The sequence below is a fragment of the Streptomyces noursei ATCC 11455 genome (assembly GCF_001704275.1).
Classification (GTDB): Bacteria; Actinomycetota; Actinomycetes; order Streptomycetales; family Streptomycetaceae; genus Streptomyces; species Streptomyces noursei.
Genome location: NZ_CP011533.1, coordinates 9,394,568 through 9,410,534, shown reverse-complemented (window position 1 = coordinate 9,410,534; position 15,967 = coordinate 9,394,568). Strand labels below are relative to the sequence as shown.

Here is a 15,967-nt window from a genome sequence, read left to right as displayed (position 1 = left end):
ACAGGGCCCCTGGTCGTTGCTGTGGTGACATCACTCATCACGCAGCGTCCGAGGAGCCCTGTTGGTTCCGTATTCTTCCATGCGCGACGTCCCGCACGAACTCGTTGAGCACGTTTCCTGGCTGATCCATGCCCGCCGGCAGGAGCTGAACTCGCCCTGGCGACGGCTCGGTTGCTTCAAGCAGGCCCTACTGGTGTTGGCGCACCTTCGGAAGAACGAGACGTTCGCGCAGGTCGGAGCCGGTTTCGGGGTATCGGAGGCGACGGCTTGGCGGTACGTGGACGAGACCTTGATGATCCTCGCCTCGTGGGCACCCGGCCTGCGCGAGGCCCTGGTGGGCCTGGGTGAGGGCGACTTCGTCGTCGTTGACGGGACACTGATCCCCACCGACCGCATCGCCGCAGACGAGCCGTACTACAGCCAAAAACACAAGCGGCACGGAATGAACGTGCAGGTCATCGCGTCCCCAGACGGCACTCCACTGTGGTTCTCCCGCGCGTTGCCCGGACGCACCCACGACCTGACCGCGGCACGGGCTCACGGCATCGTCCAGGCCTGCCTCACCAGGCAGATCCTCGTCCTGGCCGACCGCGCCTACCAAGGCGCCGGCGCAACCGTCCGCACCCCCTACAAGAACCACCGCGAACAACCCGACCACTACCAACTGTTCAACCGCGACCACGCCCGCCTCCGAGCACCAGGCGAACGCGCCTTCGCCCAACTCAAGCAATGGCGGACCCTCCGCCAGGCACGATGCTCAACCAACCGCATCAGCCGCATCGTCCAGGCCGTTCACACGCTCCTGACCTGCGACTACTCAGGATGAAAGAGGTTCATGCATCGGACTTCGCGGTGTACCTTATCGCGTCGGATTCGAAATTCTTGCCGGGTTTACCTAGCACCGCCTTCCCAACTTCCGTGGTGCAGCTCTCGTCAGAGAAGAAAGTGATGGTGTAGTTGCCAAGGATGCTCTCGCCGGACCGCGCAGCATGACTCTCGCCGGACCCCACAGTTTCGAATGGCTTACATTCCCCAGGGAAGAGCTCCTCTGACGTTGCTTCGTCGCTCCAGCCCACTTCCGGATCACTGTACGCATAGCCCACCAGCGTCTCCTCTCTGACGCCGCCAGCGCTGGCCGGGGAAGCGGCGATGCTGGCGAATACTGCAAAAATCGACAATAGCGGGAACGCTCGTTTGACCGTATGTAACATGATGCCCCATTCCTTTCTTCGCGGATGTGAACTAATAGTCTCGTGAATAGCGGTGAGGTATCGCAGGAGCGTTTTTCAGGTGTAGATCATGAGGGTGAGGATGCAGGGCCCGGAAAAGTCGTGATCATGCGGTCAGGACCAAATGGACGGGGCGGGCGGTGTTGCGGGAGTGGTGCCGTAGCGCGGCGGCGATGTTGGTGTGGCCGTGGAGGCGGAGGAGGGTGATCGCGGTGTTCCGGAGGCTTGCCATGACGCGGGGTGCCTGGCCAGTGAGGACCTGGGAGCGGTCCTCGTCGGACCGCATGCTGCGAGACAACCGCGCCGGAACCCCGCAGGGTTCGATCCTTTCACCGCTGCTGAGCAACGTGGCCCTGACGGTCCTGGACGAGCACATTGCCCAAGGCCCCGGCGGACCCGCCTCAAGCCAGACGGAGAGAGCCAAGCGCCGTCGTCACCGCCTGCCCAACTACCGGCTCGTCCGCTACGCGGACGACTGGTGCCTGATGGTGTCGGGCACGAACGACGACGCCGAAGCCCTCCGGGAAGAGATCGCAGAAGTCCTGTCCGAGATGAGCCTGCGCCTGTCACCGGAGAAGACCCTGATCACCCACATCGACAAGGGCCTCGACTTCCTCGGCTGGCGCATCCAGCGCCACCGAAAACGAGGCAGCAACCAGCACTACATCTACACCTATGGGCTTGCCGGGAAACAAGCCGTCGCTTCCGGCTTCGAGGCTCGTTGTTGTGGTATGGGGAGACCGGAGGGGATCGAAGCCGCACTGACCGCGAAGTTCGAGACGCTGTTCCCGCATCTCGACGAGCGTCAACGGCGGCTGGCTATAGGAGCAGAAGCACGGTCACTGGGACACGGCGGGATCAAGCTCGTCGCCCGCGCGGCCGGGGTCCGGGAGGGCACCGTTTCGCGCGGCGTGAGAGAACTTGAGTCCGGCCAGGCACCGTTGGGACGTGTCCGTCGGGAGGGCGGCGGGCGCAAGCGCGCGGTCGATCTCGATCAGGGGCTGCGGCCCGCGCTGCTGGCCCTGGTCGAGCCGGACATGCGTGGGGATCCGATGTCGCCGCTGCGCTGGACGGTGAAGTCGACCCGGCACCTGGCGGCCGAGCTGACGCGGCAGGGCCATCGGGTCTCGGCGGACACGGTTGCCGTGCTGCTGCGGGAGGAGGGCTTCAGCCTCCAGGGCAACGCCAAGACCATCGAGGGCGCCCAGCACCCGGACCGGGACGCACAGTTCCGCTACATCAACGAGCAGGCCAAACAGTTCCAGGCAGCCGGAGATCCGGTGGTCAGCGTGGACACGAAGAAGAAAGAGTTGGTGGGCAACTACAAGAACGCCGGCCGCCAGTGGTGTCGTGAAGGCGATCCGGTCCGGGTCCGTACCCATGACTTTCCCGACGCCGACCTGGGCAAGGCGATCCCATACGGGATCTACGACCTGGCCGCGGATGCTGGCTGGGTCAGCGTCGGCACCGACCACGACACCGCCGCCTTCGCCGTCCAGACGTTGCGCCGCTGGTGGCACGCGGTGGGCCGCGCCGCGTACCCGCGCTCAGGCCGCCTGCTGATCACTGCGGACGCGGGCGGCTCCAACGGCTATCGCACCCGTGCCTGGAAGGCCGAACTCGCCGCGCTGGCCCTGGAGACGGGCCTGGAGATCGCCGTGTGTCACTATCCTCCAGGCACATCAAAATGGAACAAAGTGGAACACCGGCTGTTCTCCCACATCACCATGAACTGGCGAGGCAAGCCCCTGACCAGCCACGAAGTCATCGTGAACAGCATCGCGGCGACCACCACCCGCACCGGCCTGACCATCCGCTCCGAACTCGACACCGCCACCTATGAAACCGGTGTCCGCATCGGCGACCGGCAGATGGCAGCCTTGCCGCTGGACCGTCATGCCTGGCACGGCGACTGGAACTACAGTCTCCGACCCGAGCCGTATGCCCAGGTCAGTGATGTCCCGGACCCGTTCGATCAGCCCAGTCCCGACCTTGCCTGGCTGTGCCACCCGGCCCTGACCGGACTGCCGCCCGCCGAGTGGGATGCGCTGATCTCCACACTCACCGCCCTCCATGAGGAGCAGCGGGAAACGCACCTGGACAAGCGGCGTGGCCACCGACCCCGCATCAAGGGTGGCCCCCTGACAGGCCGTCGTCCCATCCTCACCCTCGCCGACCGCCTACTGGCCGCCCTCCTCCACTACCGGCACGGGCTCCCGCAGGTCACCGTCGCCCGCCTCTTCACCGTCACACCCGAAACCATCAACCGGCGCATCCGCGACATCCGCCAGCTCCTCGACACCGCCGGATACACCGTTCATCCCGCCGACACCCGTCTCGCCGCCCTCGAAGACCTCCAGGCTTTCGCAGCGGCGGCAGGCATCACCTGCCCATCAGAGATCAAGACGGCGAGTTATTGATCGGCAAGCCCTATCCATCCGGCAAGACCGGCAAGGTCAGGACGATGTGCCGGACAACGGACACGAGCCAGCCGCTCGACGCCCTGCTGCGTCAGCTCAACCCTGCGCTCAAGGGCTGGTGCGTCTACTTCCGGCCCGGCGTGTCCAGCGCGACCTTCTCCTACCTGAGCTACTACACGTGGCGCCAGGTCGGGAGCTGGCTGCGCCGCAAACACCGCCGGTCCACCTGGAAGGACCTACGCCGCCGCTACTGCGACGTCGGATGGTGGCCGGCCTCGGAGGAAAGGCCACTGTTCAACCCCGCGAAGGTAACCACCACGCGTTACCGCTACCGGGGAACAGTCATCCCGACTCCATGGCCTGGCCTGGAATGAGGACAACACACAGGTTTTGAGCAGGACTTGTGGAGCGCCCGGTGCTCGGAAACGGGCACGCCGGGTGCGGGAAGCGGTCTGGGGAAACGGGCCGGTCGACAAGACCGGAACCGCGCCCCGGATCGACTTCACTGTCCACAAAGACCGCCGGATGCGCGCCTTCATCGACGCGCAGGACTGGATCTCGGCCTACCACCTGCCGCCCTATGCACCCGACCTCAATCCGGTCGAGGGCATCTGGTCGATCCTCCGCCGCACCACCCAGGCCAACACCGCCTTCACCGACCCGGACCACCTCATGCGCCGGCTCCGACACGGCCTCCGCCAAATCCAATACCGCAGCGACATCATCGACGGATGCCTCACCGGCACCGGACTCACACTCACGACACCGCGACTACAGGTCAGTAGCAGCCTGGTCCTTCTTCTCTGGTATGACCGCCTTGATCTGGCGTTTGCGCAGGTAGGCGCGGTTGCCACGGGAGGAGTACGCCTTGTCGCCGGCGACCGCGTCGGGGCGGGTGCGGGGACGCCCGATGGGGCCGCGGACCCGGATCTTCTTCAGCACGGGGATGAACTGAGGGCTGTCGGCGGCCTGTCCGGCGGTCAGGATGATCGCGAGTGGGCGGCACTGGCGGTCGGCGGCGAGGTGGACCTTGCTGGTCTGTCCGCCCCGCGAGCGCCCCAGCAGGGCGGCCTTCAGCCGGACTCGGTGCCGGCGTCGAAGGCGTCTTCGCTCCTCGCGGACGGGATCGCCGTCCTGTCCGCCTTGTCCTTCCGGGCTGCCCCCTTTTGCCGGGCCTTCTCCTCCTCGGCGGCGGCTTTCTCCAGGGCGGTCAGGACTTCGTCATCCAGGTGCATCCCGGCGGCGTCGTGGTGGGCGCGAGTGGTGGTGGAGTCCACGCTGACCAGGGACAAGTCCACCTCGTCCCGCTTGGCAGCCTCGGCGATCAGGCCCTCCAGCAGGGTCTCGAAGACGCCGGCGTCCCGCCACTGGCGAAAACGGTTGTGGACGGTGGACCAGGCTCCGAACTCCTGCGGCATCTCCCTCCACTGCCCGCCCGACCTGAACTTCCAGATCACGCCCTCGAACTACTGCCGCAGCCGTTCGGGATACGGGCCGTACCTGCCTATCGGTAGGTACGCCCCGATGAACTCCCACTCTTCATCAGTGAACCTCTTTCATCCTGAGTAGTCGCAGGTCAGGAGCGTGTGAACGGCCTGGACGATGCGGCTGATGCGGTTGGTTGAGCATCGTGCCTGGCGGAGGGTCCGCCATTGCTTGAGTTGGGCGAAGGCGCGTTCGCCCGGTGCTCGGAGGCGGGCGTGGTCGCGGTTGAACAGTTGGTAGTGGTCGGGTTGTTCGCGGTGGTTCTTGTAGGGGGTGCGGACGGTTGCGCCGGCGCCTTGGTAGGCGCGGTCGGCCAGGACGAGGATCTGCCTGGTGAGGCAGGCCTGGACGATGCCGTGAGCCCGTGCCGCGGTCAGGTCGTGGGTGCGTCCGGGCAACGCGCGGGAGAACCACAGTGGAGTGCCGTCTGGGGACGCGATGACCTGCACGTTCATTCCGTGCCGCTTGTGTTTTTGGCTGTAGTACGGCTCGTCTGCGGCGATGCGGTCGGTGGGGATCAGTGTCCCGTCAACGACGACGAAGTCGCCCTCACCCAGGCCCACCAGGGCCTCGCGCAGGCCGGGTGCCCACGAGGCGAGGATCATCAAGGTCTCGTCCACGTACCGCCAAGCCGTCGCCTCCGATACCCCGAAACCGGCTCCGACCTGCGCGAACGTCTCGTTCTTCCGAAGGTGCGCCAACACCAGTAGGGCCTGCTTGAAGCAACCGAGCCGTCGCCAGGGCGAGTTCAGCTCCTGCCGGCGGGCATGGATCAGCCAGGAAACGTGCTCAACGAGTTCGTGCGGGACGTCGAGCATGGAAGAATACGGAACCAACAGGGCTCCTCGGACGCTGCGTGATGAGTGATGTCACCACAGCAACGACCAGGGGCCCTGTCTTGTCACCAACTCCCCTCTGACCAGGCATTTCACCCTCGCAGAGGCAGGATGAAAGAGGTTCAGTCAGTTGCACCCGCGTCATGAAAGACGATCTACCAGGACGTGTCACGCGACGCAGGCCGATTCCACAGATTGATCACGAACCAATACAGGCCCGAGCGGCAGCTGCGCGCGAGGGAATCGAAATCGCCGGTGCACGTGCAGCACCACGCTTTTAAGAGCGTGTGACAACTCCAGTCGGGTGTCAACCCTTGTCAGTGGGTTGTCACGCTGACTGCTGTCAATGCTCCCGCAGAATCAGTCTTACGGAAGCAACGACAGACTGCCTGGTGCTGGACCAGTGGCGGGGGGATTTTCGGTGGTTCGTTGTGTCAGACACCCCATGCCGTGGGCCTGTATTGAGTCGTGATCATGCGGTTCGGATGAGGTCCTTGATCCAGATCATGGAGGCGCGAAGGTGGAGTCCGGCTTGGTAGCTCTCGGGGGTCTTGTCGTAGCGGGTGGCGATGCCACGCCAGGCTTTCAGCTTGTTGATCAGGCGCTCAACCGTGTTCCTCACCTTGTAGAGCTCGGCGTCGTGGCTGAGGGGCCGGCCGCCTCGGCGGCCCTTCTTCTTCCGGTTGGCAGCCTGGTCCTTCTTCTCTGGTATGACCGCCTTGATCTGGCGTTTGCGCAGGTAGGCGCGGTTGCCACGGGAGGAGTACGCCTTGTCGCCGGCGACCGCGTCGGGGCGGGTGCGGGGACGCCCGATGGGGCCGCGGACCCGGATCTTCTTCAGCACGGGGATGAACTGAGGGCTGTCGGCGGCCTGTCCGGCGGTCAGGATGATCGCGAGTGGGCGGCACTGGCGGTCGGCGGCGAGGTGGACCTTGCTGGTCTGTCCGCCCCGCGAGCGCCCCAGCAGGGCGGCCTTCAGCCGGACTCGGTGCCGGCGTCGAAGGCGTCTTCGCTCCTCGCGGACGGGATCGCCGTCCTGTCCGCCTTGTCCTTCCGGGCTGCCCCCTTTTGCCGGGCCTTCTCCTCCTCGGCGGCGGCTTTCTCCAGGGCGGTCAGGACTTCGTCATCCAGGTGCATCCCGGCGGCGTCGTGGTGGGCGCGAGTGGTGGTGGAGTCCACGCTGACCAGGGACAAGTCCACCTCGTCCCGCTTGGCAGCCTCGGCGATCAGGCCCTCCAGCAGGGTCTCGAAGACGCCGGCGTCCCGCCACTGGCGAAAACGGTTGTGGACGGTGGACCAGGCTCCGAACTCCTGCGGCATCTCCCTCCACTGCCCGCCCGACCTGAACTTCCAGATCACGCCCTCGAACTACTGCCGCAGCCGTTCGGGATACGGGCCGTACCTGTCCAGGGCTGAAGCGTTCTCGCCTGTCGAGATGGGGTGTTTGCCCTGATGGTGGGTGTTCGGTCCAGCGGGCCCGGTGGGCATACGAAGGACGCGACCTCTGATGATCAAGGTGTCTAAGCCGTTGATCGTCCAGGGGTCGCGTCCATATGCCATTTTCCACGATCGAAGTCCTGTCCTGCCACCGTGCGCGCATGGCGGACTTGCCGATTGGCGAGCCTGAGGCGTTGGTCCGTCTCGCTGGGGTCCTGGCGGCTCTCCCGGATCCGCGTCGGCGCCAAGGGCGTCGTTACCGGCTCGGCGGGCTGCTGGCCCCTGTGCACCGTCGCAGTCCTCGGTGGTGCTGCCACCTTGGTGTCCATCGCCCGGTTCGCGGCTGGCGCCCCGCCCGAGATCCGGGCCCGCCTCGGTCTGGAAGGAAGCGTCCCGCGGGCCTGCACGTTGGGACGGCTGCTGTCCCGGATCGACACGAATGCCTTGGACCGGGCTGTCGGCAACTGGCTTGCCGGCCAGCTCGAGCCTGCCGGCGGACTGCAGGCCCTGGCCGTGGACGGCAAATCCCTGCGCGGTTCGCGCACCATCGCGCGGACCGCGGTCCACCTCCTGGCCGCGGTCCTGCACGGCGAGAAGGCGGTCATCGCTCAGCGCCAGGTCGACGTCAAGAGCAACGAGATCACTGCGTTCCAGCCGCTGCTCGCCCCGCTCCCACTCACGGGCACGGTCGTCACGTTCGACGCGCTGCTGACCCAAACCGATCACGCCCGTTTCCTCGTCGAGGAGAAGAACGCCCACTACATCGCCGTGGTCAAGGGCAACCACCCCACTCTGCAGACGGCGCTGAAGGAGCTTCCTTGGCGGGATGTCCCGTTGCTGGACAAGACCCGCACCACCGGTCACGGCCGCAACGAGATCCGCCGGCTCAAGGCCGCCACCGTTACAGGTCTCGCCTTCCCGCACGCCGTTCAGGTACTGCAAATCGTGCGTCGACGCCGAGATGCCCGCACTGGCAAGGTGACACTCGAACGCGTTTACGCGGTCACCAGCCTGGCTGCCGGACAGGCCACTGCGGCCCAACTCGCCGCCCTCGTTCGCGGGCACTGGGAGATCGAAGCCCTGCACCACATCCGCGACACCACCCTGCGCGAGGACGCCTGCCGAGTACGGACTGGAAACGCGCCCCGGGCCCTGGCCACCTTCCGCAACCTCGCAATTGCCCTGGCCCGCCTCGATGGAGGCCGGCCAGGCCGCGGCTCGTCCTGCAAGCCGTCGAGGCGCTTGGCAATGAAGCGGGCTCGCCAACGCTCCACCGTTGACTCATCGACACCCAGGTCCATCGCGGCCTGCCGGTTCGTCCCGCCCTCCGCGCACCGCAGCACGATCCTGGCCCGCAGGGCGAGGAACTGCGCGGTCTTCGCCCGCCGCGACCAGCGCACCAGCTGGCCCTGTTCGGCTTCGCTCAGGACCAAGTCCGCCTTCGGCCGGCCCGTGCGGCCCGCATCCTGCAGCCCGGCCATCCCCTCGGCCGCGAACTTCCGGCGCCACTTGCCCACCGTCTTGGCCTGGACATCGACCTGCCTGGCAGCAGCGGCATTCGACATACTGAACCGCCCCGGGTTGGGTGGAGGCTCGATTCCATGTAAGGATTGAGTTATGGCACGACCTTCCCGTTACCCGCTTGAGTTCCGCCGTCGTGCGGTGCGCATGGTCGCCGAAGTGCGCGACGACTACCCGAACGAGACGGCCGCCGTGCAGGCGGTCGCGGACAAGCTCGACATCGGCTCCCGCGAAACACTGCGGAACTGGGTGAAGCAGCACGAGATCGACGCGGGCCAGCGTCCGGGGACGACGACGTAGGAGTCCGCTCAGCTCAAGGTGTTGAAGAAGGAGAACGCCGAGCTGAAGCGGGCCAAGGAGCCGTAAATTAACTACTGCTGGATTCGGGCCAATACCTTGGTTCTGTGTGGCAGTTGGTCTGTTGTGGCGATCCCGGATGAAGTCCTGTCGGTGCTGGATGCGAAGTTCGCGGTGGTGCTGCCGCATCTGGATGAGCGGCAGCGCCGTCTGTATCTGGCTTCCGAGGCTTGGGCTCTGGGGCATGGCGGGATCGCGGCCGTGGCCAAGCTGGCGGAGGTCTCGGAGTCGACCGTTGCGCGAGGGCGTGAGGAACTCGCTGGCGGGGCAGAGGTGTTGGGGCGGGTGCGCAGGCCCGGCGGCGGGCGCAAGTCGGCCGCGGAGCGCGACCCCGGTCTGGTCGCGGCTCTCGAGTTGTTGATCGAGCCGCGTGAGGTGGGCGATCCAGTGTCCCCGCTGCGCTGGACCACTGCCTCGCTGCGGGACTTGTCCCGGGAGTTGGCCGATGCCGGTCATCCGGTCAGCGCCCCGGTGGTCGGCGGCCTGCTGCGTGCGATGGGCTTCAGTCTGCAGGGTATGGCCAAGACCCGGTCCGGCAGCCAGGTGCCCGACCGCGACGCCCAGTTCCGGCACATCAACTCCGCCGCCGAACGCTTCCTGGCTGAGGGCCTGCCGGTGGTGAGTGTGGATACGAAGCAGAAGGAACCGATCGGCGACTTCGCCAGGCCCGGCCGCACCTACCGCCCCAAAGGCCAGCCCATCACCGCCCCAGACCACGACTTCATCGACCCCGACACCCCGGTCGCCATCCCATACGGCATCTACGACCTGGGGCGCGACAGCGGCTGGGTGAATGTGGGCACCGACCGCAACACCGCCGCCTTCGCGGTGGAGTCCCTGCGCCGCTGGTGGAAGACCCAAGGGCACCTCGACTACCCCGGCGCGGACCGCTTACTGGTCACCGCCGACGCCGGAGGGGCCAACTCGGCCGACTCCCGCCTGTTCAAGATGGGCCTGGCCGACTTCGCCGACGAGTGCGGGCTGAGCATCACCGTCATGCACTTCCCGCCAGGTGCTCAATGCCGTTGCTTGACTACCGAACTATCACGGGCTGCAACGTGATGGCCTTGGCAGCGATCCGTCGTGTCGGCCTCCGGTCCCGGGTGTTGATCCGGTAGGAGAGCTTCGAGGAGTATTTCGACTCCGGACGCTTCAGGTGCCGGTCCGCTTCACGCAGACGCCTGGCACCGTTGTCGAGCTTCCGATGCACCTTCGCCGCCAGCACGGACAGGAACTTCTTGATCTTCGTTGGCGTGTCCGAGCACTGTCGGACCACGCTGCGTCGCACGTGCTTGAGGACCTTGACGAACGAGACCCGGCCCGGATCGACCCCGTTGCCGTCAGCCAGACCTACGATGACCTGCGTGAGGCAGTGGTGCACGGTCAGGTGCGCCCAGACCTCCTGACGCACCAGATCCGGGTCGCCCGAGCGCAGGACTTCGATCGGTCCGCGCTGGAACGTCTTGATCTGCCGGAACGCCGACTCCGCTTCCCATCTCGCATGGTAAAGCCCCGCCAACTCCGACGCCGGATAAGCGACCGGGTCGACCAACTCGGTTAACAGCCTGACCACCTCGCCGCCGTCGACGCGGTACTCGATCACACGGACCAGTACTCCGCCAGGATGAGCGCCTTTCTGCCCGGCCAGGTTCATCCTCGCCAGGTAGGTGCCGTCCGGCAGGTGCTCGGCCGGGCGAGCCGCGACGCTCGAACGGGCCCGGATCAGCAGATGTGCCCCAGCCCCGGTATACGCCTTCCACAGCGCCACCCCGGGAAGACCTCGGTCCATGATGACCAGTATCCCGGCGGCCGAGTCGGCCATTTTGATTGCCAACTCCGGCTCGCCGCCGTTGAACCCGCCGACCGCCGCATCGATTTGCGCGTGTGTGCTGCACTCAGTCAGCGTCACCACCCGTGCCTGCGGGAAGCCTGCAGGCTGGCCGTTCTTGACTGGCCCGCCGAATGCGGCCCGGTTGGCCGTCGTGTCTGGCACATCCAGCACGAACCCGTCCACCGCGACCAGCCGCATTCCACGATAGAAGGCGCTCTTCAAACCGAGTGGAGCCAGCGGGCCAGCCAGCTCACGGAACAATGTCTCCAGGACCCGCGGCCCCAGACGCCCGCGTGCCCGCGTGAACGAGGACTTGTTGGGGATGCATCCACCCAACTCCGGGATACCACCGACCAGTTGCTCTGCTACGTCGTCATAGGAATCCTGCTGGAACAGAGCCAGTGCGAGCGTGAAGTAGACCATGAACCCGGCCGGCAGAGCGCCAGGCTTTTTGTGGCTCTCCTGCCGTATGTGTGGGTGCTGTGAGCTGGGCTGATGCGTGAAACACGCCGTTCTCTGCCGGGCTTGAGGTGTCTAGCAACAAGTCTGATCTTGCAGAGAAACGGCGTGTCTGTCTTCAGCATATGGAAGAGAACCCTGACGGTCGAAAACACCGTGGTCGAGGGGATCCGCTTCGACGAGAGCGAACGAGCCTTGACCCTTGATCCTGGACACGCGAGACACTGGATCCTGAGGATCTGAGAACGGGCATCTCGTGGTCATGAAGAACTATCCGCCGCAGTTCAAGGTGGACGCGGTCGCGTTGTACCAGTCGCGGCCCGGGGCGACGATCCGGCAGGTCGCTGCCGATCTGGGGATCAATCCCGAGACCTTGCGGAACTGGGTCCGGGCAGCCGGCGCGAGCCGGCCGCGGGGACGCCGAGCGGAGGTGCCGACCGAGCCGCCGACGCCGTTGGAGGCGGAGAACGCCGCTCTGCGGAAGAAGGTCCGCGAGTTGGAGGAGGAACGCGAGATCCTGCGCAAGGCGGCGAAGTATTTCGCCGGGGATTGTGTCCTGAGCACGAAGGGGAGTTGGTTGTAGGACAACTTTTCAAGAGTGGTGCTGTGCGGAAGATGAAGGTTTTGTGGCCCTTCGGAGCCGCCCTGCGGGGGGAGGCTTCAAACCGCGTGTGTCACGAACGCAGAGGGGAGTTCAGGTAGGGAGAGCTTCACGATGCGGTGCTGTGCGAGAGATGAGGGATTCGGCCCTTCGGTGCCGTCCTGCGGGGGATGGTGCCAAACCGCCACATGCTGCGTTGGTTGACGACCGTCGTGGTGAGCGATGTGGAAAAGGCGGCGGTAGAGCCGTCAGGTGGGGATCAGGAAGACGAACGCAAGTGAATCGCTGCTGAAGTGTCGTTAGAAAACAGGTGACATCAGAACCGGAGATTTGTGGTTGCTCCGGGATAAGTCTGGCGGGGGTCCCGTTTACTGGCCAGGCGGTGTCCGGCACGGAGGCGACGTGAGCCTGATCTGCGGCTTTCGCATGGAACGTGAGAAGGCAAGCCCCGATAGTGCTGCTCTGATACGGGTGGCGAGAGGGAGCGGCCCAAGCGGAGGAACCGTGAGGGCTTGAGTACCGATGCGGGGCTTGCTGGCGGACCGGCTCGTAGTAGTGATGAACCCTTTGTAATGAAGGGGGAGCGAAGGGGCCGGGTCATCCGTGACTGATTGTTCGTTCGGTCAACCGGAAGTTCTCCGGGAGGAGCTGGGTGGATCAGTTGAAATCATCAGGCAAGCCGTTTGACGTCTCGAAATGGGAGGTGCAGGAGGCGTACGAGAAGGTCAAGGCCAACAAGGGCGCGCCAGGGGTGGACGGGCGCTCCATCGAGGACTTCGAGAAGGATCTGAAGAATAATCTCTATCGGATCTGGAACCGTCTATCCTCGGGGAGCTGCTTTCCCCCTCCGGTAAAAGGTGTGGAGATTCCGAAGTCGCATGGTAGCGGGGTTCGTTTGCTCGGAGTGCCCACCGTAGCTGACCGGATCGCCCAGACTGTGGTAGCCCGGCGTCTTGAGGAGAAGGTCGAGCCGATCTTCCATCAGGACTCCTATGGTTACCGTCCTGGGCGGTCCGCGTTGGATGCGGTCGCGGCATGCCGGAAACGCTGCTGGAAGTACGACTGGGTGATCGATCTGGACATCCAGAAATTCTTCGACAGCGTGCCATGGAACCTCGTGGTCAAGGCGGTCCAGGCCCACACCGATCTCCCATGGGTGGTGATGTATGTGCGGCGGTGGCTTGAGGCTCCGTTGCAACTGCCTGACGGGACCTTGCAGCGGCGTGATCGTGGGACCCCACAGGGTTCTGCGATTTCGCCTGTGCTGGCCAACCTGTTCATGCATTATGCGTTCGACATGTGGATGGCCCGGGAGTTCCCGGGCGTGCCGTTCGAACGGTACGCAGACGACGGTGTTGTGCACTGCGTCAGCGAGAGTCAGGCCCGGAAACTGCGGGAGGCAATCGCGAACAGGATGCGGGAAGTTGGGCTGCGGCTGCATCCCGACAAAACCAAGATCGTGTACTGCCGGGATGGCAAGAAGCGCCGACGGTCCTACGGGCAGACGGAGTTCACCTTCCTGGGGTTCACTTTCCGAGCCCGCAAGGCCATCGACAGGAACGGGGAGAGGTTCACCTCGTTCCTGCCGGCGATCAGCAAGGAAGCCTCGAAGAAGATCAGTGGTGAAGTGCGGCAATGGCGGCTTCACCGACAGGTCGGCCGGACCTTCGCTGAGCTCGCACGGGCGATCAATCCGATCGTTCGGGGCTGGATGCAGTACTTCGGTGCGTTTTACCGGACAGCTCTGCTTCCTCTCCTGGAGCGTATCAACGCCTACTTGATGCGCTGGATCCGAAAGAAGTTCAAGCGGCTGCGGACCTTCAAGAAGGCCCACGCGTGCTGGCGGCGTATCACGCGTCAGTACCCCAGGCTCTTTGCCCACTGGGCATGGGTTCCCACGTTCTGGTGACCAGGATGACAAGAGCCCGGTGACGGGAGACTGTCACGCCGGGATCTGTGAGGGCCGGGGGGTGAAATTTCCCCCCGGCTACTCGACCTCATGCCGCGTTAGCCGAAGACTGTCGTGGTGAGCGATGAGGAAAAGGCGCCGTAAAAGGCGTCAGGTGGGGACCGGGAAGACGAACGCAAGTGAATCGCTGCTGACGTGTCGAAACGAAAACAGACGACATCAAAACCGGGGTGTTCCCTGAACTTCGGGATGAGCCTGGTGGGAGCCCGCCTATTGGCCAGGTGGTGTCCGGCATGCAGGCGACGTGAGCCTGGTCTGCGGCTTCCGCATGGAACAGGAGAAGGCAAGCCCCGATACTGCCCGCCGTGCAGCGGCGGCGAGAGGGAGCGCCTCAAGCAGCGGACACTGCGAGGGGCTGAGTACCGATGCGGGGCGTGCTGGCGGACCGGCTCGTAGTAGTGGTGAAGCCCCTGTAATGGGGGTGGAGCGAAGGGGCCGGGTCGTTCGTGACTGTGTTGATCGCATCAACCGGGCGGTGTCCGGGAGGAGTTCGGTGGACCAGTTGAAGTCGCAGACCAAGCCGTTTGAGATCTCAAAGTGGGAAGTCAAGGAGGCATGGGAGGAAGTCAGAGCGAATAGGGGAGCACCGGGAGTGGACGGGCAGAGCATCGACGACTTCGAGAAGGACCTGAGGAACAACCTCTACAAAGTCTGGAACAGAATGTCGTCAGGCTCATACTTCCCACCTCCGGTGCGCGCGGTGGCGATTCCCAAGCCACAGGGAGGCGGCGAGAGAATGCTCGGAATTCCCGCCGTCGCCGATCGCGTGGCTCAGACCGTCGTGGCCCGGCATCTTATGCGGAGGGTGGAGCCGATTTTCCATCCCGACAGCTACGGATACCGGCCCGGACGGTCCGCCTTGGACGCGGTGGAAAAATGCCGGGAACGCTGTTGGAAACGGGACTGGGTGGTCGAGTTCGACATCGCCAAGTTCTTCGACAGCGTGCCCTGGGACCTACTGGTCAAGGCGGTGGAAGCGCACACTGACGCCGTCTGGGTGAACTTGTATGTGCGGAGGTGGCTCGCCGCCCCGCTCCAGATGCCCGACGGCTCTCTGCTGCAACGGGATCGCGGAACCCCACAAGGGGCTCCCGTGTCTCCCGTCCTGGCGAACCTGTTCCTGCACTACGCGCTCGACGCCTGGATGGCCCGGGAGTATCCGTCCGTCTGGTTCGAACGCTACGCGGACGATGCGGTACTGCACTGCGTCACCGAGCGCCAGGCCCGCCAGGTGCTGGCCGCGCTCACGGACAGGATGGCCGAGGTCGAGCTGCGCCTGCACCCGGCCAAGACCCGGATCGTGTACTGCCGGGACGGGAATCGCCAACACTCCTACGAGCACACGGCGTTCACGTTCCTGGGATACACCTTCCGCGCCAGGAGGAACCGGAGTCGGCACGGGAACCAGTTCCTGGCGTTTGACCCGGCGGTTAGCAAGGACGCTCTCAAGAAGATGGGCCGGGAAGTGCGGAGCTGGCATCTGCACACCCGCACCGATCTGACCTTTCAAGAGCTCGCCCGAAGGATCAACCCTGTCGTGGCGGGCTGGATCAACTACTACGGGCATTTCAGGCCCTGGGAGTTGACCTCCTTCGTGACACGCATCAACTCCTACCTGGTGCGTTGGATCCGCAAGAAGTACAAACGGCTCGCGGCAAAACGGAAGGCGCTAGCGAAAATGCAGGAGATCGCCCGGCGATACCCCGGCATGTTCGCGCACTGGCGCATCACTCCGACTGTGAGTGCCGTGCTGGTCTGACGATCAGGACGACAAGAGCGGAGTGACGAGAGATCGTCACGCTCCGTTCTGTGAGGGCCGGAG

Annotated in this window: 9 protein-coding genes and 8 pseudogenes; 10 read left to right on the top strand and 7 right to left on the bottom strand. The window is 65.0% G+C overall.

Translation table 11 applies throughout. The annotated features are described in order from the left end of the window. Positions 1–21 precede the first annotated feature (21 nt). Positions 22–826: pseudogene (locus SNOUR_RS40145) on the top strand (transposase family protein). A 7-nt stretch (positions 827–833) separates the two neighbouring features. On the opposite strand, the gene SNOUR_RS46745 reads toward SNOUR_RS40145, so the two are convergent. Next, on the bottom strand, positions 834–1,211 hold the full coding sequence (locus SNOUR_RS46745) for a hypothetical protein (RefSeq protein ID WP_159426036.1): 378 nt from the start codon (positions 1,209–1,211) through the stop codon (positions 834–836). 124 nt (positions 1,212–1,335) lie between these two features. Next, positions 1,336–1,515: a hypothetical protein gene (locus SNOUR_RS40140; RefSeq protein WP_067357209.1), complete on the bottom strand. Its 180-nt coding sequence runs from the start codon at positions 1,513–1,515 to the stop codon at positions 1,336–1,338. Here SNOUR_RS40140 and SNOUR_RS40135 point away from each other — a divergent pair. From SNOUR_RS40135 to SNOUR_RS49615, 3 genes and pseudogenes are all read left to right on the top strand, one after another. Further along, complete coding sequence (locus SNOUR_RS40135) at positions 1,514–3,649, top strand: ISAzo13 family transposase (RefSeq protein WP_159426035.1); 2,136 nt, start codon at positions 1,514–1,516, stop codon at positions 3,647–3,649. The genes SNOUR_RS40140 and SNOUR_RS40135 overlap by 2 nt on opposite strands. After that, positions 3,646–4,023, top strand: coding sequence for a group II intron maturase-specific domain-containing protein (locus tag SNOUR_RS40130; RefSeq protein ID WP_067357207.1), 378 nt, complete (start codon positions 3,646–3,648; stop codon positions 4,021–4,023). The genes SNOUR_RS40135 and SNOUR_RS40130 overlap by 4 nt, the downstream gene beginning before the upstream one ends. Before the next feature lie 133 nt (positions 4,024–4,156). Then, positions 4,157–4,426 (top strand): annotated as a pseudogene (locus tag SNOUR_RS49615) (transposase); the annotation flags it as partial. Between the two features lie 6 nt (positions 4,427–4,432). Here SNOUR_RS49615 and SNOUR_RS43930 read toward each other — a convergent pair. The 3 pseudogenes from SNOUR_RS43930 to SNOUR_RS43925 all read right to left on the bottom strand — a co-directional run. After that, positions 4,433–5,175 (bottom strand): annotated as a pseudogene (locus SNOUR_RS43930) (transposase); the annotation flags it as partial. A gap of 30 nt (positions 5,176–5,205) precedes the next feature. Then, a pseudogene (locus SNOUR_RS40115) lies at positions 5,206–6,010 on the bottom strand (transposase family protein). Positions 6,011–6,442: 432 nt separating this feature from the next. Then, positions 6,443–7,407, bottom strand: a pseudogene (locus SNOUR_RS43925) (IS5 family transposase). Between the two features lie 153 nt (positions 7,408–7,560). Here SNOUR_RS43925 and SNOUR_RS48810 point away from each other — a divergent pair. Then, positions 7,561–8,580, top strand: a pseudogene (locus SNOUR_RS48810) (ISAs1 family transposase); the annotation flags it as partial. A gap of 77 nt (positions 8,581–8,657) precedes the next feature. Here the strand turns inward: SNOUR_RS48810 and SNOUR_RS49355 are convergent. Then, positions 8,658–8,708 (bottom strand): annotated as a pseudogene (locus SNOUR_RS49355) (hypothetical protein); the annotation flags it as partial. Between the two features lie 316 nt (positions 8,709–9,024). On the opposite strand from SNOUR_RS49355, the gene SNOUR_RS40095 reads away from it, so the two are divergent. Both SNOUR_RS40095 and SNOUR_RS40090 read left to right on the top strand, forming a co-directional pair. After that, the gene (locus tag SNOUR_RS40095) at positions 9,025–9,228 is read left to right on the top strand and encodes a transposase (protein WP_079143222.1); all 204 of its coding nucleotides are present in this window, start codon (positions 9,025–9,027) and stop codon (positions 9,226–9,228) included. A gap of 123 nt (positions 9,229–9,351) precedes the next feature. Next, positions 9,352–10,299 (top strand): annotated as a pseudogene (locus SNOUR_RS40090) (ISAzo13 family transposase); the annotation flags it as partial. 19 nt (positions 10,300–10,318) lie between these two features. Here the strand turns inward: SNOUR_RS40090 and SNOUR_RS40085 are convergent. Next, entirely contained in the window at positions 10,319–11,554 is a 1,236-nt protein-coding gene (locus SNOUR_RS40085) for an IS4 family transposase (protein ID WP_312636253.1), read from the bottom strand. Between the two features lie 283 nt (positions 11,555–11,837). On the opposite strand from SNOUR_RS40085, the gene SNOUR_RS40080 reads away from it, so the two are divergent. From SNOUR_RS40080 to ltrA (SNOUR_RS40070), 3 genes are all read left to right on the top strand, one after another. Continuing rightward, entirely contained in the window at positions 11,838–12,158 is a 321-nt protein-coding gene (locus SNOUR_RS40080; RefSeq protein ID WP_079143219.1) for a transposase, read from the top strand. A gap of 670 nt (positions 12,159–12,828) precedes the next feature. Beyond that, positions 12,829–14,085 carry a group II intron reverse transcriptase/maturase gene (ltrA, locus tag SNOUR_RS40075; RefSeq protein ID WP_067357196.1) on the top strand — a complete coding sequence of 419 codons (1,257 nt, stop codon included), beginning with the start codon at positions 12,829–12,831 and terminating at the stop codon, positions 14,083–14,085. Positions 14,086–14,638: 553 nt separating this feature from the next. After that, positions 14,639–15,904, top strand: a complete 1,266-nt coding sequence (gene ltrA, locus SNOUR_RS40070; protein ID WP_067357194.1) for a group II intron reverse transcriptase/maturase — start codon at positions 14,639–14,641, stop codon at positions 15,902–15,904. The last annotated feature ends 63 nt before the right edge of the window (positions 15,905–15,967 follow it).